Origin of the sequence: Bartonella raoultii, from assembly GCF_019659805.1 — a bacterium.
Classification (GTDB): domain Bacteria; phylum Pseudomonadota; class Alphaproteobacteria; order Rhizobiales; family Rhizobiaceae; genus Bartonella; species Bartonella raoultii.
On the sequence record NZ_JAIFRO010000002.1, the window covers coordinates 250,185 to 267,305 of the forward strand.

A 17,121-nucleotide genomic window follows, 5' to 3' on the forward strand; every position below is an offset into this window, starting at 1 on the left:
ACTAAGAGTAAGGCAGTGTTTTTACTGAAATGTCTCTTTAGGAGGAATTTCCTTTCGTTTTTGTAAATTAATTTTTTGTCATGTTTTATCATGAAATGAGTAAAACCAAATTATTGTAAAACGGCTTTTGAAGATATTTAAAGAGTCGTTCGTTTTAGACTGCAGGAGGGAATTGTAATGCAAACAAAAGATTATTTTATAACTGGGGAATTGTACCATTTAAGTTGTAGAATAATCATTTATTCTCATCATAACGTGTAAAATATGTGATGGGGACTTCTGTTCTATTCAGAAAGCTATATGTTATTTGAACGAGAGTATAGCTACACGCGTTTGCGTACAATTGCTGTTTTTTTGTTATTCTTGAGTATCTATGAAATTTATTAGAATTAACTCTTTTAGGGTTGATTTTTTAGGATTATGAAAGTTAAAGAAAATGTCTATTACTATTTATAGCAAACCATCGTGCGTCCAATGTGATGCTACACGCCGAGCTTTTGATGCTAAAGGCATTCATTATCGTGTTGTTGATATTTCCTGTGATGAACAAGCATATAGTTTTGTTCAATCTTTAGGATATCGGCAGGTTCCTGTAGTTGTCTGTGGTGAAAGTCATTGGTCCGGTTTTAGACCAGATATGATTAGTGGTCTTTGTGTTTAATGGGGCTTATTGTTTATTATTCGAGTGCAACGGGTAATACAGAACATTTTGTCTTGCAGCTTGGTCAACGACTTTTCAAAATTGATAAAAAAAAGCCCTCTTTATTAGTTAAAGAACCTTATGTATTGGTTGTTCCTACATATGCAGATGGTGAAGGGAAAGGGGCTGTGCCAAAAGCCGTTATTCATTTTCTTAATGAAAATGAGAATCGCAAGTTAATTCGTGGTGTTATTGGTGGTGGGAATCGTAATTTTGGTCGTTATTATAGTTTAGCAAGCAAGATCATTTCTGAAAAATGTTGTATACCTTGCCTTTACCGTTTTGAGCTGCGTGGAACTGATGAGGACGTTATTTTTGTAAAAAAGGGATTGGAAAAATTTTGGAAACAATCAATATAGAACAGTCACAAAAATTAGGTCAAGCCATGGATTATCATGCACTGAATGCGATGCTTAATCTTTATGATGAAAATGGTCATATTCAATTTGATATGGATAGACTTGCAGCACGGCAGTATTTTCTTCAGCATGTTAATCAAAACACGGTTTTCTTTCATAATCTGAAGGAAAAAATAAATTACTTAATAGAGGAAAATTATTACGAAAAAGCTTTATTTGAGCTTTATGATTTTTCTTTTATAAAAAAGCTTTTTAAACGCGCTTATGCATTTAAGTTTCGTTTTCCTACTTTTTTAGGCGCATTTAAATACTATACTAGCTATACATTAAAGACTTTTGATGGAAAGCGTTATCTGGAGCGTTATGAAGATCGTGTTTGTCTTGTGTCCTTATATTTAGCCCAAGGAAATAAATCTCTTGCTGAGATATTTATGGAGGAAATTATCACAGGACGGTTTCAACCTGCAACACCGACATTTTTAAATGCTGGGAAAAAACAACGTGGCGAATTGGTATCTTGTTTTTTATTGCGCATTGAAGATAGTATGGAATCGATAGGTCGTGCGGTCAATTCGGCTTTGCAACTTTCAAAACGTGGTGGTGGTGTAGCACTTTGTTTAACAAATTTGCGAGAAGCAGGAGCGCCAATCAAGCAAATAGAAAACCAGTCTTCAGGTGTATTACCTGTGATGAAACTTTTGGAAGATTCCTTCTCCTATGCCAATCAACTTGGTGCACGACAGGGAGCAGGCGCTGTTTATTTGCATGCGCACCATTTAGATATTATGAAGTTTTTAGATACAAAGCGTGAGAATGCTGATGAAAAAGTCAGAATCAAAACACTTTCGCTTGGTGTGGTTATTCCTGATATTACTTTTGAGCTTGCACGCAATAATGAGGATATGTATTTATTTTCACCTTATGATATTGAGCGTGTTACAGGAAAACCCTTTAGTGATATTTCTTTGACGGAGCATTACCGATCTTTTGTTGATGATGCAAGGATTCGTAAAAAGAAGATAAATGCACGTGTTTTTTTTCAAACCTTGGCTGAGATCCAATTTGAATCGGGTTATCCTTATATTTTGTTCGAAGATACTGCTAATCGAGCTAATCCAATAGCTGGACGTATAAGTATGAGCAATTTATGTTCAGAAATTTTGCAAGTGAGTGAGGCGAGTGAACTAGAGACGGATTTGAGCTATCGAACAGTTGGAAATGATATATCCTGTAACCTTGGTTCAATGAATATTGCAAAAGCTATGGAAAGCCGTGATTTTGGGCAAACGGTAGAAGCTGCTATTCGTGCTCTTACTGCTGTTTCTGATATGAGCAATATTGCTTGTGTGCCCTCCATTGCAAAAGGCAATGCGGAAAGTCATGCGATTGGTTTGGGACAAATGAATTTGCATGGTTTTTTAGCACGCGAACAGATTTATTATGGATCCCCAGAAGCAATAGATTTTACGAATATCTATTTTTATACTGTAACGTATCATGCAATACGTGCTTCCAATTTGATTGCACGTGAACGTAAAGAGGTGTTTGTGGGGTTTGAGAAATCTGCTTACGCGGATGGTCGTTTTTTTACAAAATATATTGAGAAAGAGTGGAAACCACAATTTGCGCTTGTGCGAGAGCTTTTTGTACGGAATAATATCGCTATACCAAATAAAAAAGATTGGCAGGAACTCAAAAAAAGCGTTATTGAGTACGGCCTTTATAATCGCAATATGCAAGCTGTTCCTCCTACTGGATCTATTTCCTATATTAATCACGCGACCTCTTCTATTCATCCTATTGCTTCAAAAATTGAAATTCGCAAAGAGGGAAAAATTGGACGTGTTTATTATCCGGCCCCTTACATGAATAATACGAATTTGAATTTTTATCAGGATGCTTATGAGATTGGTCCTGAAAAAATTATTGATACCTATGCGGCTGCTACACAGCATGTTGATCAGGGTCTTTCGTTAACATTATTTTTTCCTGATACAGCGACCACACGTGATATTAACCGCGCGCAAATTTATGCTTGGAAAAAAGGCATAAAGAGCATTTATTATGTAAGACTGCGGCAAATAGCATTGAGTGGAACAGAAGTGGATGGTTGTGTTTCGTGCAGTTTATAGGAGATAATGATATGACCAAGATTACAACAAAAAATCCTGTTGTTTGCGCTGTCAATTGGAATAGATTGCATGATGAGAAAGATCTTGAAGTTTGGAATCGTTTAACGGGAAATTTTTGGTTGCCAGAGAAAGTCCCACTTTCTAATGATATTCCTTCATGGGCAAGTTTGACAGAAGAAGAACGAAAACTAACGATTCGTGTTTTTACAGGGTTAACGCTTCTAGACACAATTCAAAACACTGTAGGGGCTATTTCACTGCTTGCTGATGCGATAACAGAGCATGAAGAGGCAGTATTAACAAATATTGCCTTTATGGAAGCGGTTCATGCACGTTCTTATTCTTCTATTTTTTCAACTTTATGTTCGACGGTGGAAGTTGATGATGCGTTTAGGTGGTCAGAAGAAAATGGCCATTTGCAAAAAAAAGCTAAATTAGTGCTTGAACGTTATGAAGGAAGTGATCCACTCAAGAAAAAAATTGCTTCAACTTTTCTGGAGAGTTTTTTATTTTATTCTGGGTTTTATTTGCCTATGTATTGGGCTAGTCGCGCTAAATTGACAAATACAGCCGACTTAATTCGACTCATCATCCGTGATGAAGCAGTTCATGGTTATTATATAGGCTATAAATTTCAATTAGGATTTGCAAAACTTGATGCGGTGAAAAAGCAGGAAATAAAAGACTTTGCTTTTAATCTACTCTTTGACCTTTATAATATTGAGTGCAAATATACTGAAGATCTTTACGATGCTCTTGGATTAACAGAGGATGTTAAAATCTTTTTACATTATAATGCGAATAAGGCTTTAATGAATCTAGGTTTTGAAGTACTTTTTCCTCCTGAAGTTTGTCGTGTTAATCCCGCTATTCTGGCAGCTCTATCCCCAAATTCTGATGAGAATCATGACTTTTTTTCAGGAGCGGGTTCTTCTTATGTCATAGGTAAGGCTGTTGCTACGACAGATGATGATTGGGCGTTTTAATAGTTATGTGCAAAAAGAAGTGCGCGAGGGATACCACTTAAGTCTTTGCGCATTTCGAGACATTTGAAACCATTGTTTTCAAACAAGTTGCGTACTTCTTTTTCTTGAGAGTAACCGATTTCAACAGCAACATAGCTTTTTTCTTTCAGATATTTGGCCGCTTTATCAGAAAGTTTTCGATAAAAATCAAGACCATCTTTTCCACCAATCAGAGCGTGCAGCGGATCATATAACCGTACTTCTTTTGCAAGATATGGGATATCTTTTTCCGGAATATAAGGTGGATTGGAAATAATAAGATCAAATTGACCGGTAACAGCATCAAACCAATCGCTAAGAAGAGGTGTAAAGCGATGTATTACATTTACACTCTGTGCATTTTTTGTAGCTGTTTTGAGAGCATTTTCAGAAATATCAACAGCCACTGCATAGGATTGAGGAATGTGTTTAAGGATTGCAATGGCAATAGCGCCACTTCCTGTTCCCATATCCAGTAATGTTATTTTTTCTGATTTCTCACCATGTTTTTTGAGGAGTGGTAAAATAAGATCTACGAGTGTTTCTGTATCGGGACGTGGTTCTAATGTATCTTGAGAAAGTGCGAAAGAAATGCCATAAAATTCTCTTGTTCCTATAATACGGTGAACAGGTTCACCAGCAATACGGCGTTGTATAGCATGCTCTAATTGTGCAATTTCTTTAGAAGATAGATACATATCTGGTTGAAGAATTCTATCAGATAGATTTGTATTTGTGATCCATTCAATGAGTATTTTTGCATCAAGATTTGCTTCAGAAATTCCTTGCTCACACAATTCTTTTTGTGTTTTCAAAATTGCATTGCGAAGAGTATGAGGATTCATTCATTATTATCCATTTCCGTTAGGAGTGCTGTCTGATGATCGGAGATGAGCGCATGAATAAGTTCATCAAGATCTCCTTCTAAGATGCGATCAAGCTTATAGAGAGTAAGATTAATACGATGATCTGTAACACGTCCTTGTGGGAAGTTATAGGTACGAATGCGTTCTGATCGATCACCAGATCCTACTTGGTTTTTACGAGAGGCAGAACGTTCATTTTCCGCTTTTTGTCGTTCAATATCGAATAAACGTGCGCGTAAAATTTGGAGTGCGCGTGCTCGGTTTTGGTGTTGTGATTTTTCGGCTTGTACAACCATAATCCCTGTTGGAATATGCGTAATGCGTACAGCTGAATCAGTTGTATTGACATGCTGCCCTCCTGCTCCAGAGGCACGCATGGTGTCAATGCGAATATCTTCTGGACGGATTTCAATATCAATTTCCTCAGCTTCTGGAAGGACTGCAACGGTAGCAGCAGATGTATGAATACGTCCTCCTGTTTCTGTTTCAGGGATGCGTTGTACACGATGAACGCCTGATTCAAATTTTAGTTTAGAAAAGACACCTTTTCCTGAAATGGTAGCAATAATTTCTTTATATCCACCAATTTCTCCCTCACTGAGTGAGACAATCTCTACTTTCCAGTTATGAGAATTGGCATAACGCTCGTACATACGAAAAAGATCACCAGAAAAGAGTGCTGCTTCTGATCCGCCTGTTCCTGCTCGAATCTCAATAATGGCACTTTTTTCATCGGCAACATCTTTAGGTAAAAGAAGAATTTGCAGTTCTTGCTGAAGTTGTTCCATTTTCTGAGAAAGTAATGGTAGCTCTTCTTGGGCAAGATGACGCATTTCTATATCCGTCAATTTATCATTTATGATTGTTTCTAGCTCTGTAATTTCTTTGTAGAGAGCATTTAACGCTTGTATAGAATGAACAATGGGCTGTAATTCTGCATATTCGGAAGCTAATTTTACATATGTTTCAGCATTGGGGCTATTTGCCATTTGCGTTTCAATTATTTCAAAGCGCTTTTCAAGCTGTTTCATACGATCTTGTGGCAAAGAAACCATAATATAGGCCTAAATTTGTGATAATATTTTTGTTGTTATAATAGCAATTGAGTGCTTTAGAGCATTCTATAAAAAAGGGTAATAAAACAGAAAAACTTTCTTTCCAATAAAAACTATAAGTTTTTAAGATAAACTTGTATAAAATTTGATATGCATGAAGGAGTTTTTGAATACATATAAAATCAGCTTCTTAAGAGTTATGTTTTTTTCCATAGAGTTCAAGACGATGGTGAATAATATCATAGCCAAGAGATTTGGCAATTTCTGCTTGTAACTTTTCAATGAGATCAGATTGGAATTCAATAACTTGCCCTGTTTCTACATCAATGAGATGATCATGATGTTGCCTATCTGCTTGCTCAAAACGAGATGGTCCACCACTAAAAGTATGGCGGTGAATTGTCCCGTTTCCTTCTAATGTTTTCATAGTTCGATAAACGGTTGAGAGTGAAATACTAGAATCTACTTTATGAGCACGTTGAAAAATTTCAAATGCATTTGGATGATCATTTGTATCTGTCAAAATATCAAGAATAATGCGTCTTTGACGTGTTACTCTCAAGCCTGCAGTACGCAATTCTTGCTCGTAATTTCGCTTTTTATTCATCTTCATTGCTTACTGTTCAAACAAAAGCTCCATGACAGTGTTTGTATTTTTTATCCGAACCACAAGGACAACGTTCATTACGTCCTACTTTTCCCCATGTGGTTAAATCATTTGGATCACGGTCTCTCGGATTAACAAATTTACTTTCTTGTGAACGCGCCCATAAAGTGGGGCTATTTCCTCTATTTTTGTCATCAAAAGCTGAAGAATCAGCATCAATATTTTCAGTTATAGGCGGTTCCGTAGGTTGCTGAATGATCTCAAAACGCATAAGTTTAGAAATAACAATTCTACGCAGATTTCTGAGCATAGCCTGAAAAAGTTCAAATGATTCTGTTTTATATTCGTTGAGTGGATCACGTTGTGCGTAACCACGAAAACCCACAACAGAACGTAAATGGTCCAAACTTACCAGATGTTCACGCCATAACATGTCAATAGTTTCAAGTAATACAGCTTTATGGAAATAAGCCATGATTTCTGGAGAGTAGCGTTCAGTACGTTCATTTTCAAGTTGAGTAATAGCATCTGATACACGCTCTAAAATTTGCTCTTCAGCAATTCCATCTTCTTTAGCCCATTTTTCGACAGGAAGCTCAAGATTAAAAAGTTGATGAAGCTCTTTTTGTAGAGCATTCACATCCCATTTTTCAGAATATGTCCCAGATGGGATATAGGTTTCTACGAGATCTTCAACCACTTCATGGCGCATTTCAAGAATCATCTCTGTTAAATCATCCGCGTTCATGACCTCCATACGCTGTTCAAAAATAACTTTACGCTGATCATTCATGACATCGTCATATTTTAACAAGTTTTTACGAATTTCAAAGTTGCGTGCTTCGACTTTTTTTTGTGCTTTTTCGAGAGCTTTATTAATCCATGGATGGATAATGGCTTCATTTTCTTTTAGTCCCAATTTTTGTAGCATACTATCCATACGGTTAGAGCCGAAGATACGCATGAGATCGTCCTGAAGTGAAAGAAAGAATTTTGAGCGACCAGGATCACCTTGGCGACCAGAACGACCACGTAACTGATTATCAATACGACGACTTTCATGACGTTCAGTCGCAATGACGTAAAGACCACCAGCAGCTAATGCCTTATCTTTGAGTTTTTTTACATCTTTTTTTATTTCTTCAACTTTAGCTGTCCGCTCTGATCCCTCAGGCACATCTTGTAATTCCTGTCGGATACGCATCTCGACATTTCCGCCAAGCTGTATATCTGTACCACGACCAGCCATGTTTGTTGCGATGGTAAGCGCTCCAGGAACACCTGCTTGTGCAATAATATATGCTTCCTGTTCATGGTAGCGAGCATTTAAGACTCTAAAATCAGAAATGCCTTCTTTTCGTAAACGTTCTGCCAATTGTTCCGATTTTTCAATAGAAGTTGTTCCAACAAGAATAGGCTGTCCTTTTTCGTGTGCTTGACGAATATCCTGCACAATAGCACGATATTTCTCTTCTGCTGTTCGATAAATTTCATCATCTTCATCAAGACGCTGTATTGGTAAGTTTGTAGGGACTTCTACAACGTCAAGCCCATAAATATTATTAAATTCTTCGGCTTCTGTTGTGGCTGTTCCTGTCATTCCAGATAGTTTTCTATACATACGGAAATAATTTTGGAAAGTGATAGAAGCAAGAGTTTGATTTTCTGGTTGAATAGCAACATGCTCTTTAGCTTCTAGGGCTTGATGAAGTCCTTCGGAATAGCGCCGTCCTGGCATCATGCGGCCTGTAAATTCATCGATGATAACAATTTCATCATTTCGAACAATGTAATCTTTATCACGGACAAATAGCTTATGAGCTTTTAGAGCATTATTGATATGATGAACAATAGCAACATTTTCTATATCGTAAAGACTTTCACCTTTAAGATGCCCAGCTTTTTCGAGCATTTTTTCAATTTTTTCAGTCCCTACTTCAGTAAAAGTTGTTGTTTTTTGTTTTTCGTCTATTTCATAATCGTCAGAAGTTAAAGTAGGGATAAATGTATCAATAAGATTATAGAAATCTGTGCGATCTTCTAGAGGACCAGAAATAATAAGAGGGGTACGAGCTTCATCGATAAGGATAGAATCGACTTCATCGACAATTGCATAATGATGTCCACGTTGAACCATTTGACTACGATCAAAAGCCATATTATCACGTAGATAATCAAAACCTAATTCATTATTTGTAGCATAAGTGATGTCACATGCATAAGCAGCACGGCGAGCATCACTATCAAGGTTATGAAGTATCACACCCGTTGTAAGTCCTAGAAAACTGAAGATTCTTCCCATTGTTTCAGCATCACGACCAGCAAGATAATCGTTTACTGTAACGACATGAACCCCTTTTCCTTCTAAGGCATTGAGATAAATTGGCAAAGTTGCCATTAAGGTTTTACCTTCACCAGTACGCATTTCAGCAATACCACAGTCATGAAGTACCATTCCACCGATGAGCTGTACATCAAAAGGACGCATGTCATAAACACGTTTTGCTGCTTCACGCACAGTTGCAAAAGCTTCTGGTAAAAGTAAATCAACGTTTTCACCTTCAGTGAGACGTTTACGAAATTCATCCGTTTTTTGGCTGAGTTGCGTATCACTTAATTTTTGGAACTCTTCTTCCAAAGCATTAATTTTTACAACTTTTTGGCGAAGATTTTTAATGCGTCGCTCATGAGCTGAACCAAAAAATTTACGTGCAAAAACACCTAAACCGACCATCCCTGGCCCTTTCTTTTAATTGTTGTTACTCTTTTTGGGTACTTCATATACTATCCCTATACTTCATTACCCTCCAAGACATCTCATATAAATAACTGGATGTAGATGCTATCATTATACTTGCTGGTGTGCAATTTTTTACTTTTAATTATAGATAAGAGATAAGAGGCGAAATGCACTGTGTCAACTTTAAGGATACGATTTTGTTGATACAATACAGAGTCATTTAGGATACAATATGTCATTTTCTGCTCTTATCATACTTTCAATAACATTAGATGGGGTAGAGTCAATAAATATAAAAGGATAAATTTGTACTTTTTAAATAAAATTACAGATTTATTTATCTCTGTTTAGAGATTAAAGTGTTAAGGTAAAAAATAAAAATTTTGAACACATCTTCGTTTTTAAGGAGTATATTTATGAAGTTCAACTTTATCATGTTGTTTTTAGCATCGACTTTATTAGCAAGTACGAGCTTGGGAGTGGTAGCCCAAGAAAGTTTAAATTCTGAGTCGAATGATTTAAAAACTTTGGAGAAAACTTCTGAAAAAGTTATTTCTCCCTCTCATATTATGGCGGTTATTGATGGTAAGAATATTACCGCAGGGCAACTGGATGAGCTGGCACTTGAAATAAATCCTAATTTAGCGCGTTTTCCTGATGAACAGCGCCGTGTAATGGTCTTAAAAGCTTATATAGATATGCAGGCATTGGCGAAAGCAGCAATAAGCAAAGGCATTGATAAAACTGAAGCTTTTGATAAACGGATGGCAATTATGCGTGATAACGTTCTTCAGCAGCTTTATTTTAAACAGACAGTTGTTGATCAAATTTCAGATACTGATTTAAAAACTCTTTATGATAAAGAAGTTGCTGCTTTACCTAAAGAGGATGAGGTTAAAGCGCGACACATTTTGGTCAAAACGAAACAAGAAGCAGAAGCTATCATCAAGCGTTTAAATAAGGGTGAAAGTTTTGAAGAGATTGCAAAAAAACACTCGACAGATGGTTCCGCTGCTGTTGGGGGAGATCTTGGTTATTTTAGCCATGGTCAGATGGTTAAACCTTTTGAAGATGCAGTGTTTGCTCTGAAGATTGGTGAATACACGAAAAAGCCTGTTGAAAGTCCTTTTGGTTGGCATATTATCAAGTTGGAAGATCGTCGTTTAAAACAGCCTCCTCTCTTTGATGATGTTAAAGAGATATTGCGTACGCAACTGATAAAAGAGCGCTATCAAAAACTGATGACTGATTTACGCAGTACGATAGATGTGAAATATCCTGATCCTGAGGTTGAAAAACTTATACAATCGCTGGAGCAAGATAAACCATCGCCGCTTCCAGATGAAACTACAGATGAAGAAGAAGAATAGTCTTTTTAAAGCTAGGCAATTTAATAAATTTATTTTATTCAAAAAGCTTGGCTGTTTTATAATGGATTATTGATCTATAATCGTTTTATTTATTTTTTATGGAAAATATATTGTGGTTTTAACGATATCCCCTTTATCTCCTAAAAATATAAAAGATTTGCCGCCATTATCTGGTGTACGGATAGCAACAGCTGAAGCTGGGATTAAGTATAAAGGTCGTACGGATCTTCTTTTCATTATATTTGATGCACCGGCAAGTGTGGCAGGTGTTTTCACACGTTCAAAATGCCCGTCTGCTCCTGTCGAGCATTGTCGGGCATCACTTCCCCATGGGGTTGCGAGGGGAATTGTGGTTAATTCTGGAAACGCAAATGCTTTTACAGGACGCAAAGGAAAGCATACAACAAATGCTATAATGTGTGCAGCGGCTCGTGCTTTAAATGTAAAAGAAAATGAAATTTTTATAGCCTCTACAGGTGTGATTGGTGAGCCGATGGAAGCGTCGACTATTGTTAATCTTTTACCAACTATGGCCAAAACAGCAAAAGAAGGAGATTGGTTAGAAGCAGCAAAAGCTATTATGACGACTGATACATTTCCAAAACTTGCTACGTGCAAATTTGATTGTGGAGGAGTGACTGTAACCATGAATGGGATCGCAAAAGGTGCTGGTATGATAGCTCCAGATATGGCAACGATGCTTTCCTTTGTGGTCAGTGATGCAGCTATTTCTTCAGATATACTCCAATCTATGCTATCAGAGGCTGTTAAGGGCTCTTTTAATTCGATTACTGTTGATAATGATACTTCCACATCAGATACTTTAATGATGTTTGCGACAGGAAAAGCAAAAAAAAGCTTTCCATCTCTTACGCAAAAATCTGATCCACGTTACCAGATATGTTTGGAACAATTAAGTACACTGTTACGTGAACTTGCATTACAAGTGGTTTGTGATGGTGAAGGAGCCCGTCATTTAATCGAAGTAAATGTAATTGGCGCAACAACAGATAGTGCTGCTAAGATTATTGCTTTATCAATTGCAAACTCACCTCTTGTAAAAACAGCAATTGCTGGTGAAGATGCGAATTGGGGACGCGTAGTTATGGCTGTTGGTAAAGCAGGGGTTGAAGTGGATCGTGATCTGTTGACGATTTGGTTTGGAGAACATCGTTTAGCAGTCAATGGCGAACGAGATCCTGAGTATTGTGAAGAAACCATAGCTGCTTATATGAGAGAGCAACACATTACAATTCGTGTGGATATTGGTTTGGGCATTGGTAAGGCAACAGTTTGGTCTTGTGATTTAACGAAAGAGTACGTTATCATCAATAGTGATTACAGAAGTTAACAGATATGTTGTAAATATGATATTGGATATTTATCTATGTTCTCAGAGAGGGTGAAATATTTGATCTTTTTTTATTGTAGAGGAGATTTTTATAAGAGAAGGGGCAATGATCTTTGTTGGAGAGCGATATGCATCTAAAAAGCTCTCTTCTTCTTGTTGTTGCATGCGCATTGTTAGATCAAGAAAATCGCATTTTGCTTACAGAACGTCCTCAAGGAAAGTCATTGGCTGGATTATGGGAGTTTCCTGGTGGAAAGGTTGAACAAGGTGAAACTCCAGAGGCATCGTTAATTCGTGAGTTAGAGGAAGAGCTTGGGGTGCATGTTCAAGCAAATAATTTATTACCCTTAACATTTGCAAGTCATGGTTATGAGACATTTCATCTCTTAATGCCATTATATCTTTGTTATCATTATGAGGGGGTGCCAAAAGGACGAGAAGGGCAAAATTTAAAATGGATTTTTATAAGAGATCTTGATAAATATCCTATGCCTGATGCTGATAAGCCATTGGTTAAAATATTGAAAAATTTTCTTCTTTAATGTGTGTTTGAGCAGAAGGTATCGCAGCCAAGAATAGGATGCTTTGTAGTATAAAACATTTATGAGAAAGAGGCTTCAAGAAGCGGCTTTCCCAAAAAAGTATGATGGTTGTTATGAGAGTTTTTCTTTTTTACAACAATGTGATGTGTTATCTATGCTAAGATATTAATTCATAAATACACTGCATAAAGTTTTCTTCCTGATATTATACATCTTCATAATCTGTTATACAAACCGTCTTTAAAGCAGAAAAGCGTTCTATGACAGATCAGTGAGGACTAGTGTGTAATTTGGTAAGTCTTTATAGTATAGATGAAACAAATAATATGTATGCACTATGTATTAAGAGTAAAGAAAATATGTAAGAAAAAGCCAAATAAAGTGAGGTTGGCTTTATACGTTTATAAATATAAAAAAGGAATATGTGTCATATTATACATTATAGGTAGTACTAAAAGATATTATTTTTATATCTTTGAAAACTATGAGAAAATGGTAAAGTTGTATGATATCTTCTCCTTCATAGTTTAGTATTTTTCTAAAATGAATACACGAACCTTTTTTCTCATTCTATTAAAAGTACAAGCATCCCATATAAAATATGACAGTATCGATTTTTATGATTCAAGTTATATAAGAGAGTATTATTTAAAAAGTTAATATCTTGAAGAGAGGATTTGAGTGAAAGTCATTTAGTAAACCATTCTGTTTATTTTACCATTGAATATTGATGAAAAAGGGGAAATAAATGCTAAATATGAAGTTTAGGAAAAGAGAAAATGGTAAATGACCCGCGCATATAAATAAGTTTATAAAAATGTGTTTTATTCATATATGCTTAGCGGTGTGCTACGATTTGTATAATTTCATGGAAGAGTATAGGGACTAGAAATAAATTGTTTATTCCCATATAAAATATGCATTATATCTCCTGAATAGGACGACGTTTTGCTATAGGATACTGATGATGCTGAGAAGTGCGTGTGATTACATCTTCTAAGGGTTCAATCATCACGTCCATGGAGAAACCACTGGCATGAATAACATTTTTATGATCAATCATAATAGCGACATGACCTTTCCAAAAAACTAAATCGCCTCGTTTAAGATTGTCATCGTCTTTAAGGGGGCTGCCTATGGTTTCTTGCTGCATGTCAGTATCGCGCAAAACCATCTGGTCAGTCATCATCATAGAAAGCTGGACAAGCCCTGAGCAATCAATTCCAAAACCACTGGCCCCACCCCAAAGGTAAGGAGTGCGTATTAAAGTTTCTGCAACTTTGACATAATCTTCATATACGCGTCCAATAGGACTAAGATGGCGGGTAATGATTGCTTTTCCCTTTTCAAGGATGGAATATAGTGTGCCATGGATTTCAGTTTCATCTATGACACTAACTTTGCTTCCCATGGATAAGGACGTTTCTATTGGACCATGTATATCAGCTTGTAAATATTGAAAAGTACGCGGTACTGAAACGACATGTGTTTGTTTTATGGTTGATGTACAAAGAGCCTTAGTATCGATATAACCGACATAACCATCTTTGAGTGATTGTCCCCACGACATAGTTTTTCCTTGTTCAAAGATAAGGAGTTCTTCTCCGAATAAGCACTCTGTTTGTCTTGCGCTTTTTTTATTATTTTCTTTAAACAATCCTGCAACAGCTGTCTTAACACGTCTTTTTTTACCTTGAACAAAGCGTCGAGCAGTAACTTCTGTTTCAAGACGTTGATCTGCAAGATCATCTCTGAATGCATACAACCTTGGATCTTTAGAGATCATTTTTCACCTTCGGTTTTTAGCTTTTTCTCTTTACGCAGATACATGAAAATTATATTTTTTAGAATTTTACATCTTCATATAAAATAGTGATAAGCAGCCATTCTTAAAATTGCAGATTTGTCCATCTTTACGGATATTTTGTGTCAAGATGAACTTTTAAAAAGATTATAAAGAGCACGAATAACTTGTGCAGATCCACCAACAGGGTAGCCGGGCTTTTCTTTTGGAACCCACCCATAAAGATCAAAATGCGCAAAATGCTTAGCTTTTTCAACAAAAGAGTTAAGAAATAAAGCAGCAACTATAGAGCCGGCAAAATGATTTCCAGTTATATTATTAAGGTCGGCAATTGGTGAAGATAACATTTCTTTATAGGGTTTCCAAAGAGGCATTTGCCAAAGAGGATCAGAAACCGCATGCGCAGATTGAGAAATCTGTTGGGCCCATATTGCATCATTACAATAAAATGCTGGAAGATCTGGTCCTAATGCAATATGCGCTGCTCCTGTTAACGTTGCCATACAAAGCATGAATTGTGGGCTTTCTTCATCACCATAGGTCAATGCATCGGCAAGGATAAGCCGTCCTTCAGCATCTGTATTGCCAATTTCAACGCTTAAGCCTTTACGACTTTGGAGAATATCACCTGGTCGGTAAGAATTCGCAGAAATTGTATTTTCAACAGCAGGAATCAATACACGAAGACGAAAGGGTAATTTAGCATCCATGATAAGTTTAGCTAATCCTAAAACATGTGCTCCTCCTCCCATATCTTTTTTCATAAGTGACATACTCTGGGCTGATTTAATATCAAGCCCTCCAGTATCGAAGGCTACACCTTTACCAACCAATGTTATTTTAGGGTGATCTTCTTGTCCCCAGTGTAGCTCAATGAGACGAGGGGCAGTACTGCTGGCGCGTCCTACTGCGTGAATCATGGGAAAGTTATGTGTTAAGAGATCGTCTCCACAAATGCTTGTAACATGCGCACCATAATTTTTACCCAGTTGGCGTACTTTTTGCTCTAAGCTTTCAGGATTCATATCATTTGCTGGAGTATTGATAAGATCACGAACAAAAAAGATTGTTTCATAAAGGCGTTGAAGCTCATTAAGATCAACCATATCGTTAACGTAGAACGATAATGACTTGCAGGAGGTATTTTGACGATAACGATTAAATTGATAGCTTCCTAATGCAAGTCCAAGATAGCTATTGATTTCATGAGAGGTGTCTCCTTCTAAATACCATTGACCTGCGGGAAGTTTTTTAGCAAGGAGTCCTGTGATAAAAGGTTCATCACCGTTACCAATGCCAAAGAAAACTTTTTTTAAATGCCCTGTTTCATGAGGAATGAAGAGTATTTGTCCTGCTTTAGCTGTAAAATCATGAACTTTCATCCATGCTGTTGTTGATGCGTCGAGAGATAAGTCTGCAAGATTTCTTTGGTTAAGCAAAAAAATGGGACAACTATTGTTAACAGGCGTTGAGGTAAAATGAATTTGATGTAGAGTCATATTGATAAGATCCTTATAATCGTCGAAGTGCAACATACTCGACCAAATGGTTTTTTCCCTTTCGTAGAATAAGGTTAGATCGTGGCCGTGTAGGTAATATATTTTCCTGTAAATTTTTCAAATTAATCGTTTGCCAAAGGTCATCAGCGATTTTTAAAGCTTCCTTTTCATTAAGGAGTGCATAACGATGAAAATAAGATTCAGGATTTTGAAAAGCTGTTTTACGCAAACGTTTGAAGCGTTCCAAGTACCAGCGATGAATAATGTCCGTTTCAGCATCCACATAGATTGAAAAATCAAAAAAATCTGAAACAAATGGGATGATTTTTCCATCTTTAGGAAGGTCATTAACTTGCAGTACATTAATCCCTTCAACAATTAAGATATCAGGACGGTCAATGAGCATTGTTTGATTTTCTAGAACATCATAAGTTATATGTGAATAAAGGGGAGCATGCACATGACCAACACCTGCTTTGATAGCAGAAAGAAAACTCAGTAACTTTTTTATATCATAGGAATCAGGAAATCCTTTACGATTCATACGATTTTTTTGCTCTAAGATAGCGTTAGGATAAAGAAAACCATCAGTTGTAACTAAATCCACTTTAAGATTAGATGCCCAACGTTTTAAAAGCTCTTGAAGAATGCGAGCAGTAGTTGATTTTCCTACTGCCACAGAGCCAGCAATTCCAATGATAAAAGGCGTTTTTCTGCTTCCTTTTTGATGGAGAAATTGTTGACGTTTTCGGAAAAGTTCCTGTACTGCTTCAACATGACATGAGAGAAGACGTGATAAGGAAAGATAGATACGCTGTACTTCCTCAAGATCAATTGGATCATTCATTGACCGTAAACGTTTAATTTCGTCAAAGGTCAGAGTAAGTGGTGTATCTGCACGAAACTGCGACCACTCTTGTGCAGTAAAAATATGATAGGGTGAATATCTATCAGAAATGGATTTTATCAGGTTATTTTCCTGATGAATTTTTGAGAGGGTCGTATCAATCATCTATATTATCGGGATGTTTTTCTGTGGCAATGTAATAGACAGACAAGCTGTTTTATTTTAAATGTTCTTTTCTTTAAAAG

General features: G+C 36.6%; 14 protein-coding genes. 7 read left to right on the forward strand and 7 right to left on the reverse strand.

What is annotated here, in order from left to right; translation table 11 throughout:
- The first annotated feature begins 436 nt into the window (after positions 1-436).
- Genes nrdH through nrdF form a run of 4 tightly spaced genes read left to right on the forward strand, consistent with a single transcriptional unit; the run spans position 437 to position 4,177 of the window.
- On the forward strand, positions 437-661 hold the full coding sequence (nrdH, locus tag K3248_RS02335; protein WP_220716752.1) for a glutaredoxin-like protein NrdH: 225 nt from the start codon (positions 437-439) through the stop codon (positions 659-661).
- A complete protein-coding gene (gene nrdI / locus K3248_RS02340) occupies positions 661-1,059 on the forward strand; it encodes a class Ib ribonucleoside-diphosphate reductase assembly flavoprotein NrdI (RefSeq protein WP_220716753.1) in 399 nt (132 codons plus the stop codon). The genes nrdH and nrdI overlap by 1 nt, the downstream gene beginning before the upstream one ends.
- Positions 1,041-3,191 carry a class 1b ribonucleoside-diphosphate reductase subunit alpha gene (gene nrdE, locus K3248_RS02345; protein ID WP_220716754.1) on the forward strand — a complete coding sequence of 717 codons (2,151 nt, stop codon included), beginning with the start codon at positions 1,041-1,043 and terminating at the stop codon, positions 3,189-3,191. The genes nrdI and nrdE overlap by 19 nt, the downstream gene beginning before the upstream one ends.
- 11 nt (positions 3,192-3,202) lie before the next feature.
- Entirely contained in the window at positions 3,203-4,177 is a 975-nt protein-coding gene (gene nrdF / locus K3248_RS02350) for a class 1b ribonucleoside-diphosphate reductase subunit beta (protein WP_220716755.1), read from the forward strand.
- Here the strand turns inward: nrdF and prmC are convergent.
- From prmC to secA, 4 genes are all read right to left on the reverse strand, one after another.
- Entirely contained in the window at positions 4,174-5,040 is an 867-nt protein-coding gene (gene prmC, locus K3248_RS02355) for a peptide chain release factor N(5)-glutamine methyltransferase (protein ID WP_220716756.1), read from the reverse strand. The two genes, nrdF and prmC, sit on opposite strands and share 4 nt — an antisense overlap.
- On the reverse strand, positions 5,037-6,116 hold the full coding sequence (prfA, locus tag K3248_RS02360) for a peptide chain release factor 1 (RefSeq protein WP_220716757.1): 1,080 nt from the start codon (positions 6,114-6,116) through the stop codon (positions 5,037-5,039). Before prfA ends, prmC begins: the two co-directional genes overlap by 4 nt.
- 190 nt (positions 6,117-6,306) lie before the next feature.
- A complete protein-coding gene (locus tag K3248_RS02365) occupies positions 6,307-6,729 on the reverse strand; it encodes a Fur family transcriptional regulator (protein ID WP_246588219.1) in 423 nt (140 codons plus the stop codon).
- A gap of 10 nt (positions 6,730-6,739) precedes the next feature.
- Positions 6,740-9,457 (reverse strand): preprotein translocase subunit SecA, encoded by a 2,718-nt coding sequence (gene secA / locus K3248_RS02370; RefSeq protein WP_220716759.1) that lies wholly within the window; start codon positions 9,455-9,457, stop codon positions 6,740-6,742.
- Between the two features lie 422 nt (positions 9,458-9,879).
- Between secA and K3248_RS02375 the strand changes: the two genes are divergently transcribed.
- From K3248_RS02375 to mutT, 3 genes are all read left to right on the forward strand, one after another.
- The gene (locus tag K3248_RS02375; protein WP_220716760.1) at positions 9,880-10,833 is read left to right on the forward strand and encodes a peptidylprolyl isomerase; all 954 of its coding nucleotides are present in this window, start codon (positions 9,880-9,882) and stop codon (positions 10,831-10,833) included.
- A gap of 112 nt (positions 10,834-10,945) precedes the next feature.
- A complete protein-coding gene (gene argJ, locus K3248_RS02380; protein WP_220716761.1) occupies positions 10,946-12,184 on the forward strand; it encodes a bifunctional glutamate N-acetyltransferase/amino-acid acetyltransferase ArgJ in 1,239 nt (412 codons plus the stop codon).
- 128 nt (positions 12,185-12,312) lie between these two features.
- Positions 12,313-12,726: an 8-oxo-dGTP diphosphatase MutT gene (gene mutT, locus K3248_RS02385; protein WP_220716762.1), complete on the forward strand. Its 414-nt coding sequence runs from the start codon at positions 12,313-12,315 to the stop codon at positions 12,724-12,726.
- A 922-nt stretch (positions 12,727-13,648) separates the two neighbouring features.
- Here mutT and K3248_RS02390 read toward each other — a convergent pair.
- The 3 genes from K3248_RS02390 to coaA form a co-directional block, all read right to left on the reverse strand.
- Complete coding sequence (locus K3248_RS02390) at positions 13,649-14,512, reverse strand: C40 family peptidase (protein ID WP_220716763.1); 864 nt, start codon at positions 14,510-14,512, stop codon at positions 13,649-13,651.
- A gap of 143 nt (positions 14,513-14,655) precedes the next feature.
- The gene (locus K3248_RS02395; protein WP_220716764.1) at positions 14,656-16,029 is read right to left on the reverse strand and encodes a leucyl aminopeptidase family protein; all 1,374 of its coding nucleotides are present in this window, start codon (positions 16,027-16,029) and stop codon (positions 14,656-14,658) included.
- A gap of 13 nt (positions 16,030-16,042) precedes the next feature.
- Positions 16,043-16,987: a type I pantothenate kinase gene (gene coaA, locus K3248_RS02400; RefSeq protein ID WP_220716833.1), complete on the reverse strand. Its 945-nt coding sequence runs from the start codon at positions 16,985-16,987 to the stop codon at positions 16,043-16,045.
- Positions 16,988-17,121: the final 134 nt, after the last annotated feature.